9 protein-coding genes are annotated in these 16,303 nt (G+C 73.6%); 8 read left to right on the top strand and 1 reads right to left on the bottom strand.

Annotated features, from left to right (window positions below):
* Positions 1-36: 36 nt before the first annotated feature.
* The 8 genes from ACWC0C_RS17750 to ACWC0C_RS17715 all read left to right on the top strand — a co-directional run bounded on the left by ACWC0C_RS17750 (position 37) and on the right by ACWC0C_RS17715 (position 14,299).
* Positions 37-255, top strand: coding sequence for an MbtH family protein (locus ACWC0C_RS17750; RefSeq protein ID WP_449195671.1), 219 nt, complete (start codon positions 37-39; stop codon positions 253-255).
* A complete protein-coding gene (locus ACWC0C_RS17745; protein ID WP_450864778.1) occupies positions 252-1,595 on the top strand; it encodes an aminotransferase-like domain-containing protein in 1,344 nt (447 codons plus the stop codon). The genes ACWC0C_RS17750 and ACWC0C_RS17745 overlap by 4 nt, the downstream gene beginning before the upstream one ends.
* Before the next feature lie 192 nt (positions 1,596-1,787).
* Positions 1,788-9,041, top strand: a complete 7,254-nt coding sequence (locus ACWC0C_RS17740) for an amino acid adenylation domain-containing protein (protein ID WP_450864777.1) — start codon at positions 1,788-1,790, stop codon at positions 9,039-9,041.
* Positions 9,042-9,070: 29 nt separating this feature from the next.
* Positions 9,071-10,366, top strand: a complete 1,296-nt coding sequence (locus ACWC0C_RS17735; protein WP_449195668.1) for an LLM class flavin-dependent oxidoreductase — start codon at positions 9,071-9,073, stop codon at positions 10,364-10,366.
* On the top strand, positions 10,363-11,292 hold the full coding sequence (locus tag ACWC0C_RS17730; RefSeq protein WP_450864776.1) for an LLM class flavin-dependent oxidoreductase: 930 nt from the start codon (positions 10,363-10,365) through the stop codon (positions 11,290-11,292). The genes ACWC0C_RS17735 and ACWC0C_RS17730 overlap by 4 nt, the downstream gene beginning before the upstream one ends.
* Positions 11,293-11,302: 10 nt before the next feature.
* Positions 11,303-11,860 (top strand): NADPH-dependent FMN reductase, encoded by a 558-nt coding sequence (locus ACWC0C_RS17725; RefSeq protein ID WP_450864775.1) that lies wholly within the window; start codon positions 11,303-11,305, stop codon positions 11,858-11,860.
* Between the two features lie 109 nt (positions 11,861-11,969).
* Positions 11,970-12,743 carry a thioesterase II family protein gene (locus ACWC0C_RS17720; RefSeq protein ID WP_450864774.1) on the top strand — a complete coding sequence of 258 codons (774 nt, stop codon included), beginning with the start codon at positions 11,970-11,972 and terminating at the stop codon, positions 12,741-12,743.
* Positions 12,744-12,850: 107 nt separating this feature from the next.
* A complete protein-coding gene (locus ACWC0C_RS17715; protein WP_450864773.1) occupies positions 12,851-14,299 on the top strand; it encodes an FAD-dependent oxidoreductase in 1,449 nt (482 codons plus the stop codon).
* Positions 14,300-14,618: 319 nt separating this feature from the next.
* On the opposite strand, the gene abc-f is transcribed toward ACWC0C_RS17715, so the two are convergent.
* Complete coding sequence (gene abc-f, locus ACWC0C_RS17710) at positions 14,619-16,238, bottom strand: ribosomal protection-like ABC-F family protein (protein WP_450864772.1); 1,620 nt, start codon at positions 16,236-16,238, stop codon at positions 14,619-14,621.
* Between the last annotated feature and the right edge of the window lie 65 nt (positions 16,239-16,303).

Raw genomic sequence — 16,303 nt, 5'->3', positions numbered from 1 at the left:
CCTTGCCCGGGGAATCCGACCCATCCGAGGAGCATCATGACCAACCCATTCGAGGACGCCGACGCCACGTTCCTGGTACTCGTCAACGACGAGGGCCAGTACTCGCTGTGGCCGTCCTTCGCCGAGGTCCCGGCCGGCTGGGCGGTCGTGGTCCAGGCCACCGACCGGCAGAGCGCGCTGGACAAGATCACCGAGCTGTGGACCGACATGCGCCCCAAGAGCCTCGTCGAGGCCATGAACGGCGCCGGGGCATGACTCCCGCCCCCGGCCCGGCGACCGCCGTACTGGACGCTCCCGCGCCGGTCGCGGCCGCCGGGCACGTGCTGCACGCGGCCGAGCTGCACTCCTCGCTCACCGACCCCGCGCTGACCTCGATGACCCTGCTCAGCGAGATAGCCGTCCGGTATCCCGGCGCGCTGTCCTTCGCCACGGGCCTGCCCTACCAGGGGGACTACGAGACGGCGGCGCTCCCGCGCTACGTGGAGACCTACACCCGGTACCTGACCGAGGAGCGGGGCCTGACACCCGAGCAGGTCACCCGGACCCTGTTCCAGTACGGCCGGACCACCGGCATCATCAACGACCTGCTCGCCCGCCATCTGTCGATCGACGAGAACCTGACCGTCGACCCGGACGCGATCGTGGTCACCACCGGCTGCCAGGAGGCGATGATCCTGGTGCTGCGCGCGCTCCGCCGCGACGCGCGCGACGTGGTCTTCGCCGCCGACCCGACCTACGTCGGCTTCACCGGAGCGAGCCGGCTGGTCGACATGACGGTGCGGCCGGTGCGCGAAGGCGACGGCGGCCTGGACCCGGACGACCTGGTCGCACAGATCCGGCAGGCCCGTGCCGACGGCCTCAACCCGCGTGCCTGCTACGTCATTCCCGACTTCGCCAACCCGTCCGGCGCCGCCATGCCCGTCGACGACCGTCTGCGGCTGCTGCGGATCGCCGAGGAAGAGGGCCTGCTGCTGCTGGAGGACAACCCCTACTCGATGTTCCACTCCGGCGGCACCCGCCCGCCGACCATCAAGTCCCTGGACCGCGCCGGACACGTGGTCTACCTCGGCTCGTTCTCCAAGACCGCCTTCCCCGGCGCCCGGATCGGCTATGTGGTGGCCGACCAGCGCATGGCCGAGGGCGGCCGGTTCGCCGACCAGCTGGTCAAGCTCAAGAGCATGCTCACGCTCAACACCTCGACCGTGGCCCAGGCCGCGATCGGCGGCCTGCTCGTCGAGCACGGCTGCAGCGTGGAGAAGGCCACCGCCCGCGCCGCCGACGTCTACCGGCGCAACGGCCGGGCCCTGCTCGACGGGCTGAAGGAGCGCTTCGGCGGCGGCCCGGACGCCCGGGTCCGGTGGAACAGCCCGTCGGGCGGCATGTTCGCGGTGCTCACGGTCCCGTTCCGCGCCGACGACGAGGCACTGGAGGAGTCGGCCCGTGACTTCGGTGTGCTGTGGGCCCCGATGCACCACTTCTACGCGGGCACGGGCGGGACGCATCAGCTCCGGCTGTCCTTCAGTGTCCTGACACCCGAGGAGATCGGCGTCGGTCTGGACCGCCTGGCGGCCTTCGTCGCCCACCGCACGGCCTGACCCACACGCCTCCCACACCCGCAGCGGTACCTCTCGCCCACCCCCGAGCGAGGAGTGCCGCTGCGTTCTTCCCGTCAGCCCCGCGTCAGCGCCGTATTGGCCGCCTCGCCAAGACTCGTGCCCGCCCGTGGCAGCCCGCGCCCGCCCGGACGCCGATCCCCGCAGCCGGATCCGACCCAGGAGACACATCCGATGACGAACCCCTCCACCGCAGGTGAGCCGACGTTGACGCGGCACGTGGCAGGCGTCGGGCCGGTCGCGGGAGCCTCCCGCCGGACAGCGCTGACCGAGGAACAGCTCGGGCTGCTGCTCCAGCACCGCGCCGACCCCGAGGCGTCCCCGTACAACGTGCCGCTCGCCCTCGACCTGCGCGGTCCGCTGGACGCCGCCGCGCTGGAGGAGGCGCTGGGCCGGCTCGTCAGGCGCCACCCCATGCTCTCCGCGCGCGTCGTCGACGACGGCGATCTGCCGGAGCTCGAACTGACCCCGGACCGTGCACCGGTGCTGGAACGGCGCACCATCCTCCTGTCCGAAGGCGACAGCGGCGCCGACAGCACGGCCCTGCTCGCCACCGCCCGTCGCGAACTCGACCTGGAGCGCGACGGCGTCATGCGCGCCCTGCTGCTGCGGCACGGCCCCGAGCACCACACGCTGCTGCTGATCGTCCATCACCTGGTCGTCGACGGCGAGTCCACCGCGACCCTGCTGTCCGACCTGCTCGCCGCCTACGAGCACGGCACCATTCCCGGCGCGGAGCCCGCCGACTTCGCCACCTACGTCGCCGCCCGCGCCGCCCGCGCCGAGCAGCACACCGCGGAGCTGGAGGCCTACTGGCGCGAGCGCCTCGACGGCGCCGACGTCACCGTCGACTTCCCGCTCGACCGCACCGCTCCGTCCGACACCGCGACGCCGCAGGAGGGCAGCGTCCCGGTCGAGCTGGGTGCCGAACTGAGCGCCGACATCGTCCGCTTCTCACGCACGCGCCGCGCGGGCGCGGCCGCCGTACTCCTCGCCGCCTACCTCAGGGCACTGGGCACCTACGGCCGCCAGTCCGCGCCGACCGTCGGTGTGCCGCTCGGTGTGCGTGACGACCTGAACTTCGAGCGGACCGTCGGCTATTTCGTCCGCACCCTGCTCGTGCGCTCGCCCGAACAGGAAGGCCTGAGCGCCGAGCAGTTCGTCGCCCGCGTCCAGACCGAGCTGGCCCGTGCCGTGGACCACTCGCGGCTGCCCTTCCCGCGGATCGCCCGGCTGATCCCCGGTGCCGACCGCGCCAGCGTCCAGAACTTCAACTGCTGCTTCGTCCTGCACAGTTGGGCCGACACCTCGGCGGCCGCCGCCGACGGCGTGCTGCTCTCCGGCGGCCTGCGCGCCCACTGGCGCCAGGACGTTCCCACCCCCGGCCTGGGACTGCTGACCCTGGAGCTGTACGAGGGCGAGGGCCGGCTGCGCGGACGGCTGAAGTACGACGCCACCCGGATCGAGCCCGGCACCGCCGAGGCCTTCACCGACCACGTACTCACCCTCGCCGAGCAGATCGTGCGCGAGCCCGAACGTCCCGTCGCCGAACTCGACGGCATCAGCCGCCGCGCCCGCACCACCCTCGACCTGCTCAACGCGACCGATCACCCGCTGCCCGCCGCCGACATCGACACCCTGCTGCGCCGCCGCACCGAAGAGCAGCCCGACCGCACCGCCGTCGAGTTCGGCGACCACACCTGGACCTACGGTCAGCTCGCCGAACGCATCGACACCTACGCGGCGGGCCTGGCCGGCCGTGGCATCGGCGCCGGCGAGCGCGTCGGCATCATGCTGCCGCGCGACCACGAGGCGGTCGCCGCCATGCTCGCCATCCTGCGCGTCGGCGCCGCCTACGTACCCATCGACCCAGCCCATCCCGAAGCCCGCCGGCAGCACATCATCGACAGCAGCGGCCTGCGGATGGTCCTGGTGGCCGAGAGCACCGCGGACTCCTGCCCGCCCGGTCCCGAGCCGGTACGCCTGAAGGAGCTGACGACCGGGCCGACCGCCGCTCCGGCGGCGCCGCCCACTCCCGAGACCGCGCTGCACGTCCTCTACACCTCCGGCTCGACCGGCCTGCCCAAGGGCGTACAGCTCAGCCACCGGGCGCTGGCGACCGATGTGCTCGCCGCCATCCGGCACTTCGGTATCGATCCGGACGACGCCGTGCTCCTCAAGGCGCCGTTCACCTTCGACGTCAGCGCCCACGAGATGCTGATCGCGCTCGTCTCCGGAGCCCGCCTGATCGTCGCGCCGCCGGACGCCGAGCGCGACCCGGACCTGCTCGCCGAGACCCTCGACCGGCACGCCGTCACCCTGCTGCACGCGGTCCCCTCCCAGCTGCGCCTGCTCCTGGAAGCCGAGGCGTTTCCCGCCAACCGCAGCCTGCGCACCGTGGTCAGCACCGGCGAGTCCCTGCCCAACGAGCTGCGGGCCGCCTTCGAGGCCACCCATCCGGCGCGCCTGCACAACGCCTACGGGCCCACCGAGACCTCGTACTCCACCGTCTTCTCCTGGTCCCGCGGCGAACGGCCCTTCTGGACCGACCGCGCCGACGTCCCCATCGGCGTCCCCTTCGACAACATCCGCTGCTACGTCCTCGACGACCAGCAGCGGCTGCTGCCGCCCGGCGCACCCGGCGAACTGTGGATCGGCGGCGGCACCGTCTCGGACGGCTACGTCGGCGATCCCGAGCGCACCGCCGACCGCTACCGCCGGCTCGACCTCGGCGACGGCCGCACCGGTCCGGTCTACCGCACCGGCGACCTGGTGCGGCTGCTGCCCGACGGCTCGCTCACCCACCTCGGCCGCCTCGACGACCAGGTGAAGGTCAACGGCAACCGGGTCGAACTCGGTGAAGTGCGCGCCGCGTTGATGTCCGTCGAAGGCGTCGAGGACGCCACCGTCCAGGTCGCCCGGCACGCACAGGGCAGCCTGCAGATCGTCGCCTATGCCGCGCCGCAGACGCTCGACGCGAGCGCGGTGCGCCGCGAGGCCGCCGCGATGCTGCCGTCGCACATGGTGCCCGTGAAGATCACGCCGGTGGAGCGGATCCCGCTGCTTCCCAACGGCAAGACCGATCGTCAGGAGCTTGCCCGCATGGCCGAGCGCGCCACGCACACCTCCGAGGCCCCGGCCACACCGCCCGCGGCGCCGGCTCCCGCCACCGCGACCCAGGGCGCGCCGCCGGCCGCCGCCCCGCAACCGGCCCAGGCGGCCCCACGGCACTCCGCCGCACCGTCCGTGCTGCCCGTCCTGCGGGCCATCTGGAGCGACCTGCTCGGCCAGAGCAGCGACGACGCCCAGTTCTTCGAGTCCGGCGGTGACTCCATCCTCGCCATGCAGCTGGTCTCCCGGCTGCGCCGCGAGGGCTTCACGCTGGCGATGCGCGAGATCTACCGCCACCCGGTGCTCGCCGACCTCGCGGCCCACCTCGACGACCAGGCGGCGCAGGCACCGTCGGCACCGGCCGCCGCGGCGCGGCCGTCCGGCGCGGCCGGGCAGACGGCGGGGGAGTGGCCGCTGGCGCCGGTCCAGTCCTGGTTCTTCCGTCACATCAAGACCGACCTGCACCAGTGGAACCAGTCGGTGCTGCTGGAGGTCAACAGCCCGGTCGACCCGGGCATGCTGCGGCTCGCCCTGCAGGCCGTCGTAGCAGCACATCCCGCGCTGTCCGCCCGCTTCGAGCAGCCCGCCGGCGCCACCGGCGAGGGCCGCATGTCGGCGGCCGCCCCGTTCGCCGCCTCGGCGCCCCGTGACGTGCTGTGGGAGCGCGAGTTCGGCAGCGAGGAGGAGCTCGACGAGGCCCTGGAGGCAGCCGAGCGCAGCCTGGCGCCGCTGGACGGCACGCACGTGCGCGCCGTACTGGCCCACGACCGGCGCGGCGGCGGTGACCTGCTGCTCATCGCCATCCACCACCTGGTCGTCGACGGAGTCTCCTGGCGCGTACTGCTGGAGGACCTGGAGCACGCCCTGGCCTCCCTCGCCGACGGCGCCCTGCCCGCCCTGCCCGCCGAGGCCTGCGGCTACCAGGAGTGGGTGGCCGCACTGCCCGCCGTCGCGGCCCGCGACGGCGAGGCCGACTACTGGCTGGAGCTGGCCGAGGACCGCCGCGCCGCCCACACCCTCCTGCTCACCGCGCCCGCTCCCGACGAACAGCTCATCCGCCGGATGGAGTTCGCTCTCGACACCGCCGCGACCCAGCGCCTGATCGGTCCGCTCCCGGACGAACTCGGCCTGTCCGTCCACGAGTTGATGGCCGGTGCCTTCGCTCAGGCCCTGGCGCGGTGGCGCGGCACCTCCACGGTCACCTTCGACGTCGAGACACACGGCAGGCACGGCCGTGACGACCTGTTCCGCACGGTCGGCTGGTTCACCTCCATCCACCCGGTGGTCGTCGCCGCCGACCGCGCGCTCCACCCGGAGCAGTACGTCGCCGCGGCCGGCCGGGTGCTGGCCGGCACGCCGGAAGGCGGCGTCGGCTTCGGTGCGCTGCGCGAGTACGCGCCGGACGCCGCCGTCCGCGACACCCTGCGCACCCTGCCGCCAGCCCTGGCCTGCTTCAACTACTACGGCCAGGCCGACCAGCTCAGCCCCGCCGGCCGCTTCCGCATGTCACCGCGCCCCATCCCGCGCGAACACTCCGCCCGCTGCGAGCGCGTCTACGCCATCGAGGTCTACGGCATCGTTCACGACGGCCGCCTGCGCATGGGCCTGACCTGGGTGCCGAGTCCCGCCGACGGCGTCGACGAGGACGCGATCGACGCCCTGGTCGGCCAGATGCGCTGGGTGCTCGCCTCCCTGGCGGGCATCGACGGCAATGCCGTGACGGCCGCGGAGATCACCACTCCCGCCTCCACCGCTCCCGCCACCCGCACCCCGGCCGCCGCGCCCGTGCACCGCCACCAGACCGTGCCCGTCACGCCTCAGCAGCACGGTCTCCTCCTGGACGCCCTCGCCCACCAAGGCACCGGACGCTACGTCGAGCAGCTCCACTGGCGCTGGCACGGCCCGCTGGACACCGAGCGCTTCACCGCCGCCTGGCAGTCGGTCTTCGACGGTGAGACGGTCCTGCGCGCCTCCTTCGACTGGCAGCACGAGCCCCACCTCGTCCTGCACGACCGCGTCACCGCCGACGTCGTCCGCCTCGCGCCCGGCACCACCGACTGGGACGAGCTCCTGGAATCGGACCGGCTGCGCGGCTTCGACCTGCGCCGCCCCGGCATGCTCCGGGTCACCCTGCTCGACGAGGACGAGACCCGCGGGAACGGCGTGAACGCCGCGAACGACGCGAACGGCGGGAGCGACGGTGCCGGCGGGAGCGACGGTGACGGCGGCTCCACCCGCATCCTGCTGACCTTCCATCACGTACTGCTTGACGGCTGGAGCGTGTCCCTGCTCATCCAGCGCTTCTACCGCGCCTACCTCCGCGGTGTCGCCCTCCCGGCCGGCGACCGCAGGCCCGACATCCGCGACTACGCGACCTGGCTGCGCGCCCAGGACACCACGCCGGCCCGCGCGTTCTGGTCCACCGCCATCCCGCAGGGCACCCTCGCCGTCCGGCCCGCGCTGCCCGGCGATCCCACCGGCCAGAGCGGCTCCGGCCGAGTCCAGACCGCCCTGACCGCCGCGGAGGCCGAACGACTGCGCGGCTGGGCCGCCACACACGCCGCGACCGAGAGCAGTGCCCTGAACACCGCCTGGGCCCTGCTGCTCAGCCGCGCCGCCGGCGGCACCGCGGCCGTGCCCGTGGGCTTCGGCGTGACCGTCTCCGGCCGCGGCATCCCGCTCGACGGCATCGAAGGCGTCCCCGGCCTGCTGATGAACTCCCTGCCGATGGCCGTCGAGGTCGACCCGTCGGCGACCGTCCCGCACCTGCTGGCCACCCTGCGCGAACAGGCCCTGGACATGGCCGCCTACGAGTGGGTCTCCACCGGCCAGATCCACGAGTGGACGGGCCGCGGCGCCGGCGAGAAACTCGTCGAGAGCCTCGTCGTCTTCGAGAACTACCCGCGCTCCCAGGACGGCCTCGAAGCCGACCTCGGCTCCCAGGGCATCAGCGTCGAACTTCCCGACGCCGCCGGCTCCGAGACCGCCTTCCCCGTCACCCTCCTCGCCTTCCGCGACACCGACAACAGCCTCCAACTGGTCGTCGTCCACGACCGGACCCGCCTCTCCGACGACGACGCGGCACTCCTCCTGGACCTCTACGCCCGCCTGCTGCGCGACCTGCCCGAGGTCGCAGACGACCGGACCACCGTCGCCGACGTCCTGGAGACCCTCCTCGACGACGCCCTGCCCACCATGGCCGACCGACCCGAGCCCGCCGACACGGACGACGGCGGACACACCTGGCCCGAAGGCCCCGGCACCCAGCTCGTCAAGGACGCCTGGCACACCGTCTTCGGCACCACGGACGTCGCACCCGGCACCCACTTCTTCGAAGCCGGCGGCCACTCCCTGCTCGCCATGCGCCTCCTGCGCGACCTCGCCGACCGCACCGGCCGCACCCTGCGCCTGGACGACCTCCTCGCCCACCCCAGGGCCGCCCAGCTCGCCCGCCTGCTCGACCAGGAGCCCGGCGACGACGGCGCCCACTCCGTGCTCGTACCGCTGCGCGCCGCCGACCACCCGGACGCCGGAACCGTCCACCTGGTCCACCCGCCCGGCGGACAGGTCGCCTGCTACGCCCAGCTCGCCCAGAACTACCAGGGCCCCGAGGCCGTCGTCGGCATCCGCGACCCGCGCGTCGACGACCCCGAGCCGCGCTACCTCACCACCGAAGAGCTCGCCGAGATCTACCTCGACGCGCTGCGCCCGGAGATCGAATCCGGCCGCAGGCTCATCCTCGGCGGCTTCTCCGGCGGCGGAGTCGTCGCCTACGAGATCGCGCAGCGCATCACCGCCGAAGGCGGCGTGCCGCCGCTGGTGCTGATGGTCGACGCCGGTGCTCCCGACGGAAAGATCACCGACGCCGAGGCCGACGGCTCGTTCCTCCACCGCCTGCGCGCCGTCGCCGAGGAGACCAACCCCGCCGGCACTCCCGCACCGCAGACCGCCGGCACCGGTGAACCCGCCGACGCCGCCGCCTACCTCACCGAACTCGCCCAGATCGCCGACTGGATGCGCGGCGACGGCCGCGGCGACCCGATCACCCTCATGCGCGACAGCGTCGAAGCCGTCCAGCGCTACCAGCCCGCTCCCTACGCCGGACCCGTCGCGGTGCTGCGCGCCGGTGACACCGAATTCGGCAAGGGCACCGACTACGACGAGTCCGACCGCTTCCACGGCCGGCCCGGCCTGGGCTGGGAGGACCACTGCACCGATCTGACGATCCGGATCGTGCCCGGCAACCACGTGACGATGATGACCGGCGACAACGTACGCGAACTCGCCAGGATCCTGGCCTCCGCCGCCCACCAGTGACCCCCTTCCCGCACCCGAGGAGACCCTCCATGCCCGCACCCCGCAGGCGGATGACCCTGGCAGGAATCATCGACGGCCCCGGCGGCCACGTCGCCGCCTGGCGGCATCCGGCGACACAGGCCGATGCCCAACTCGACCTCGACTTCCACATCCGCAACGCCCGAACCCTCGAACGCGGCCTGTTCGACGCCGTGTTCATCGCCGACATCGTCGCCGTCTGGGGCACCCATCTCGACTCGCTGTGCCACACCTCGCGCACCGAGCACTTCGAGCCGCTCACCCTGCTGGCCGCCTACGCGGCCGCCACCGAGCACATCGGCCTCGCCGCCACCGCCACCACCACCTACAACGAGCCGCGCCACATCGCCGGCCGCTACGCCTCCCTCGATCACCTCAGCGGCGGCCGTGCCGCCTGGAACGTCGTCACGTCCGCGGCGCCCTGGGAGTCCGTCAACTTCGGCAAGCCCGAGCACATGGAGCACGGACAGCGCTACCAGCGTGCCGAGGAGTTCATCGACGTCGTCCAGCAGCTGTGGGACAGCGCCGGTGACGCGGACGGCGGCACCGCCGGCACCCGCATCGACCACCGCGGCGAGTACTTCGACGTCGCCGGCCCGCTCGACGTCGCCCGCCCGGTCCAGGGCCGTCCGGTGATCATCCAGGCGGGCTCCTCGCCCGTCGGCCGGGAATTCGCCGCCCGCCACGCCGAGGTCATCTTCACCCGTCACAACCGCCTCGGCGACGCCCAGGACTTCTACGCCGACCTCAAGTCCCGCGTCGCCGCCCACGGCCGCAACCCCGACCAGGTCATGGTCTGGCCGACGCTCGCACCGATCGTCGCCGCCACCGAGGCCGAGGCCGAAGAGCGCCTGGCCGAGTTCCAGGAACTGGTCCCCGACCACGTCGCGCTGCGCACACTCCAGGACTTCCTCGGCATCGACCTCAGCGACCACCCCGTCGACGGCCCCGTCCCCGACGTCCCGTACACCAACCAGTCGCAGAGCACCACCGAACGCCTCATCGGCCTCGCCCGCCGCGAGAACCTCACCATCCGCGGCCTCGCGCTGCGTCTCATGGGCGACATCATCGCCGGAACTCCCGAGCAGATCGCCGACCACATGGAGTCCTGGTTCACCCAGGGTGGAGCCGACGGCTTCAACATCGACTTCCCGTATCTTCCCGGCTCCGCCGACGACTTCGTCGACCACGTCATCCCCGAGATCCAGCGGCGCGGTCTCTTCCGCACGTCCTACGAGGGCACCACCCTGCGCGAGAACCTCGGCCTGGACATCCCCGCACGCCTTCAGAAAGCAGGTGCCGCGTGACCTCCGGACAGCACGACACACCCACCGCGGTTCTCCTCGCGGCCATCGCACCCCACCAGGCGCCCGGCGGCCCCGCCGCCTTCCCGGCCGTACGCGCCGCCGTACGGGCCGCGGAGGACAGCGGCTTCGCCGCGGCCGTCCTCTGCGACGGCACGGCCGACATGCCGGCACGCTTCGAGGCCACCACACTGGCCGCCGCGCTGGCCGCCGTCACCCGGCACATCGGCCTCATCGTCCGCCCGCCCTCCGGCGACCTGGCGCCCTACCACCTCGCCCGGATCACCGCCTCCCTCGACCACCTCAGCCGCGGCCGCGCCGGCTGGTGCTCCGCGCCGGCGGCCGACGGCAGCCACGCGGCCGGTGCCGCCGAGTACATCGACGTCGTCAAGGGCCTGTGGGACAGCTTCGACGACGACGCCTTCGCGCACGACCGTGACAGCGGCGTCTACTGGCACCTCGACCGCGTGCACAGCCTCGACCACAACGGCGAGCACTACAGCGTCGCCGGCCCCCTCAACGTCGCCCGCCCGCCACAGGGCCACCCTCTCACCGCCGTCACCGACCCCGCCCTCGCCGCATCCGCCGACGCGGTCTTCCTGGACACCACCGACCTCGAACAGGCCCGCGCCCGGCGCGAGCGCATCCGCCGGGACGCGACCGAGGCCGGACGCGCGGCGGATCAGGTCAAGGTCTTCGCCCCCCTGCCCGCCGGCGCCGGCGCCGACCATGTGGACCGGTGGACCCGGCAGCGGGCGGTGGACGGCTTCCTCGTGCCGCTGCACCGCGCCGACGACCCCTTCCTGACCGACGCCGTCCCCGAGCTGCGCGACCGCGGCCTGCTCGCCCCGCAGCCCCCGGCCGGCACGACCCTGCGCGAGCGCCTCGGCCTGTCCCGTCCAGCCGGCCGCTACGCCCTGGTGGGCTGAGGGAGCTTCCATGGAGACGCTCATCCTCAGCGGCAGCACCGCGGCCGTGTCCACCTCGGCCCGCCTGGCCGGTCTGGTCCGCCATCGCCTGGAACGCCTCGACCCGGTCGGCACGGTCACCGCACTGGACCGACGGCTGCTGCGCCTGCCCGGCCTGGACGCCGACGCCTTTACCACCGGCGCCCTCGAAGCCGATCCGGACGTCGGCCACGTGCGCGAACGCCTCGCCGCCGCGCACGCGGTCGTCCTGATCACTCCCGTCCAGCACGGCAGCTACGCCGGCGCGCTCAAGAACCTGCTGGATCACGCGCCGCGTTCCGCGCTGCGCGACAAGGCGGTGCTCGTCGCCGCCACCGGCGCCACCGTGCACACCGGCGCCACCGCCTGCGACCACCTGCGCGCGGTCGTCCGCTCCATGGGCGGCTGGAGCGTGCCCACACAGCTCGTCGCCGAACGCGCCGAACTGATCATGGACCCGCCCGAGCGTCTCATCGGCCGCGTCGACCAGGCGGCGTCCCAACTGCTCCAGATGGCCCGGCTGCTCTCTCCGGCGGCGGCCGTCGCCTGACCGTCCGTGTGGCCGGCTTCGAGCGTTTCTCCAGCCTCCTCACCCACTGTCGTAAGCCGGCGACGACGACGCCCGGACGGTCCGGGCCAGCCGGGAGGAGGCGCGCACCATGCCGGTCGGCCGGCCCCTGACGCTCTACTGCTTCGCACACGCCGGTGCCGGAGCGAGCTGCTTCCACCGCTGGCGCGGTCCCGTCGGAGACGGCGTGCGCGTCGTTCCCGTGGCCCTGCCCGGCCGCCTGGGAAGGCGAGCAGCGCGCCTGACCGGACGGGACGAGGCGGTCGCCGCGCTCCTGCCGCGCCTCGGCCCCCTGGCGGAACCCTTCGCGTTCTACGGCCACAGCCTCGGCGGCCTCATCGCCTACACGCTGGCCCGCGCACTCGACACGCCCGAAGGCCGGCCGCCACGGCCGGCCTTCGTCGCGATCGGCGCGTGCGCTCCTCCCGACGCCCCGGCGCTCCTGCCTGACGGAGCGGACCCGGGCGCGGCCCCGGAGCCGGACGCACTCCTGCGCAGACTGACCGGCGCCGCCGCCCCGTCCACCGGCGCGGAACTCATCGACGGCGACCTCTGGCGCCGTGCCGTACTGCCGGTGCTCCGCGACGACCTGCGCCTCGCCGCCGCACTGCGCACCGCGGCCCGCAGCCCGGCGACCGGCGGCCCGCTGTCACTGCCGCTGCTGGTGGCCGGCGGCGCCGACGACGAACTGGTGCCGCCCGAGATGCTCGGCGGCTGGCGCCACTGGACGACCGGACCATTCGTCCGGCGCACGGTCCCCGGCGACCACTTCTTCGTACGCGACAAGACCGCACCGGCACTCGTCGGCCGAGCCTGCCGCGTGGCGCTGTCCACCGCGCGGACCGCGGCGGGAGCGACACCGTGAATCACGCGGTGCCCGTCGGCCCGACCCGACGATCGAGACGATCAAGACGATCAAGGAGAGAGTGACCATGGTGACCTTCGTCGACGAGCGGAGCGTGGAGGCGGCCGATGACGCACGCTGACCTCGCGCCGCGGGTGCTGGTCGCGGGTGCGGGGCCGGTCGGGCTGAGCGCCGCGTATGAACTGGCCCGTCGGGGCCTGCGCGTGCGGATCGTCGACGCCGCTCCGGGACCCGAGCCCAGCGGCCGGGTCGTCCTCCTGCAGCCCCGCACTCTGGAGACGCTCGATCAGATGGGCGTGGCCGAGGCGGTGCTGCGGCACGGGAGCGAGAGCCGGTCGCTGACTCTGCATGCCGGCGGCCGTGGACCGGCGGTCCGGCTCCAGGCGGACTACGCGGCGACGCCCACCCGCCACCCGTACAGCTTCGCCGTACGGCAGAGCCACCTGGAGGCCGCCCTGCGCGAGGCGCTGGCCGCGCTCGGCGTCCGGATCGAGTGGGGCCAGCGGCTGGCCGGTTTCACCCAGCACGGCAGCGGTGTCCGGTACCGTCTCGGCACCGCCGACGGTGCCGAGGAACAGCGCGTGGCCGGCTGGCTCGTCGGCTGCGACGGGGCCGACGGCGTTCCCTGGGCGCATACCGGATGGCAGGGTTCGGTCCCGCGGATGTACGACGGAAGGGTCTTCGTCGTGGGTGACGCGGCGCGCGTGCTCGGCTGCGATTCCGGGCTGGGCCTGAACACCGGGATCCAGGACGTGTACAACCTCGCGTGGAAACTGGCCATGGTCGAACAGGGCTACGCGGCACGGGCCTTGCTCGACAGTTACGGCGCGGAGCGGGTGCCGGCCGGGCGGCCGGTTCCCGTACGTTTCCGGACCCTGCTGACGCGAGCGGCGCTGCCCGCCGTGCTCACGGCCGTCCGCCGCGTTCCCGCGTTGCGGCGGATGGTGCAGCGCACGGTGTCCGGTGCCACGTCGGGCCTCCGGCTGGGCTACCGGGACAGTTCGCTGACCACCGGTGAGCGGCCCTGCCCCGTCCCCATGGCCGATCCCATCGGCGCACCGGTGTTCGTGTCCGCCGTCCCCGGAGCGCCGGGACCCGGTGAGCGCGCGGCGGCCGCCGCGGCCCGGTCACCGCACACGCCCGGTCCCACGGCCCTGCACGCGGAACTGCGCGAACCCCGGTTCTCGCTCCTCTACGCGCCCGCCTCCGGCGACGACCGAGACCCGTACCTGCGGGTGGCGGCGCGGGCGGCCCGACGGCACGGCACCTGGCTGTCGGTGCGTACCGTCGGCGACTGCGCGGCCGGCGCGCCCGCCCCGCTGCCCGACCCCGGCGGAGAGCTGCGCGACGGCCTGGGCCTCGGCCCCGGCGGCTGGGTGCTCATCCGGCCCGACGGCTATGTGGCGGCCCGCGGGCGCGAGTTGGAGGACGAGGCGCTGGCCCGTGCGCTGGTACCGCTGCACCTGACCCCCGTGGACCCGGACCGCGAAACAGACCCGGAGGACGCCGACGCCACCCTCCCGGCCGGCCCGGCCCGCCCGGTACCGTCTCCCTGACCTGTCGCGTCTCTCTGTTCGGTTCCGTGTCCCTGGGCGGTGCCGCGCGCTGGCTGGTCATGTGTGCCGGCCGGTCCCGTTTCCCCTGGCCAGTCGCGTCTCCCTGGCCGGTCCCGTGTGCTGTCCGGTTCCGTTTCCCTGGCCGGTCGCGTCTCCCTGGCCAGTCGCGTGCGCTGTCCGGCCCCGTGCTTTGGCGGGTCCCGAGCTTTGGCGGGTCCCGCGCTTTGGCCGGTCCCGTGTCTTGGCCGGTCCCATGTCCGGATCGGTGCGCCCTGGCCGCAGTTGTCCGTCGGCCCAGGCGCCCCGGTTGTCCGGCCCGTCAGCCTCCGGTCGTGGCCAGGGACGCCGGTTCCAGAGTGAGTTGGGTGCCCTGCCAGCGGCGGCGCAGGCGGCGGTCGTGGGTGACGACCACGAGGGTGCCGGTGAAGCCGAGGAGGGCGGTCTCCAGTTCCTCGACGAGGGCGGGAGACAAATGGTTGGTGGGCTCGTCGAGGAGCAGGACGTCCCATGGCTCGCTGATGAGCCGGGCCAGTGCGAGCCGCTGGCGCTGGCCGGTGGACAGGCGGTCCACCGGTACCAGGAGCTGGTCGCGGTGGAAGAGGCCCAGGGCGAGCAGCTGGTCGGCGTGTTCGGCGGGATGTCCCGCGCGCCCGCGGGCGAAGGCGGTCAGCAGGGTCTCGCCGGGCCGGCCGGGGCGCGGTTCCTGGGGGAGATGACCGATCCGGCCGCGCCGGACGACGCTTCCGTCGTGCGGTGCCAGGTCGCCGGCCAGAACGCGGAGCAAGGTGCTCTTGCCGCTTCCGTTGGGGCCGGTGATGAGCAGCCGTTCGCCCGCCGAGACCTCCAGGCCGGTCGGTGCGAGCCGGTCCGGAACGCTGACGTCCGTGGCGTGCAGCACGACGCCGCGCAGCGCGCCGGCCCGCAGTACGGGAGCGAAGCGCAGCGGTTCCGGCGGCGGTGGGACCGGGCTGTCCAGGAGGCGGCTCAGCCGCTCCTCGGCCTGGCGCACCCTGCTGGCCACCGACTGCTGCACGCGTCCGGCCGCACGGTCGTAGGCCATCTTGTTGCCGTCCTTGATGGCGCGTCCCGGCGCCACTCGCCGCGCGGTGGTCGCGGCCGCGTCCCGGAAGCGGTCCACGTCGGCCTGCCACTGCTCATGCGCCTGAGCCCACCGCTGCCGTGCGGCCGCCTTCTCGGCGAGGTAGCCGGCGTAGCCGTTGCCGTACCGGACGACGTCGTGCCGGTCGCCGTCCACCTCCAGCAGGCTGGTCGCCACGCGTTCGAGGAAGTCCCGGTCGTGGGAGACGGCGACGGTGGTGCCGGGGCGGCTGCGCAGGTGGTCCTCCAGCCAGCCGAGGGCGTCCGCGTCGAGGTGGTTGGTCGGCTCGTCCAGCAGCAGTACCTCGGGCGCGGCGGCCAGCAGAGCGGCGAGACGCAGCCGGACCTGCTCACCGCCGGAGAGGCCGCCCACCACACGGTCACGGCCCAGCCGGCCCAGGCCGAGGCCGTACAGGGCCCGCTCGACACGGGCATCGGCCTCGTAGCCGCCGCGCAGTTCGAAGACGGTCAGCAGCTCGCCGTACTCGGCCATGCCGGACTCGTCACCGGCGGCCATGGCCGCTTCGAGGACGCGCATCCGCCGCTCGATCGCCTTGAGTTCGCCGAGGGCCCGGTCGACGACCTCCCGGACGGTCGCACCGGGCGGCAGCTGTCCGTCCTGTGCGAGATATCCGACGCCGCCGTCCGCGTGGACGACGACCTCTCCCTGGTCCGGCCGCTCATGCCCGGCGAGCAGGCGCAGCAGTGTGGTCTTGCCCGACCCGTTCTCGCCGACGATTCCGGTGCGCTCACCAGCGGCGAGCGAACAGGTGACCGAGTCAAGGACGAGCCGGCCGTCGAAGGACTTGGTGACGTCGAGAGCGGTGATCTGCGTAGGCATGGGAGGACTCCGAAGCATTCGTGAACGAGGCGGCCGTCGTGGGCCGAGGGGCCGGGTGAACGCTT

The sequence above is a fragment of the Streptomyces sp. NPDC001709 genome (genome assembly GCF_053596375.1).
This window is presented reverse-complemented; position numbering and strand designations above follow the sequence as displayed.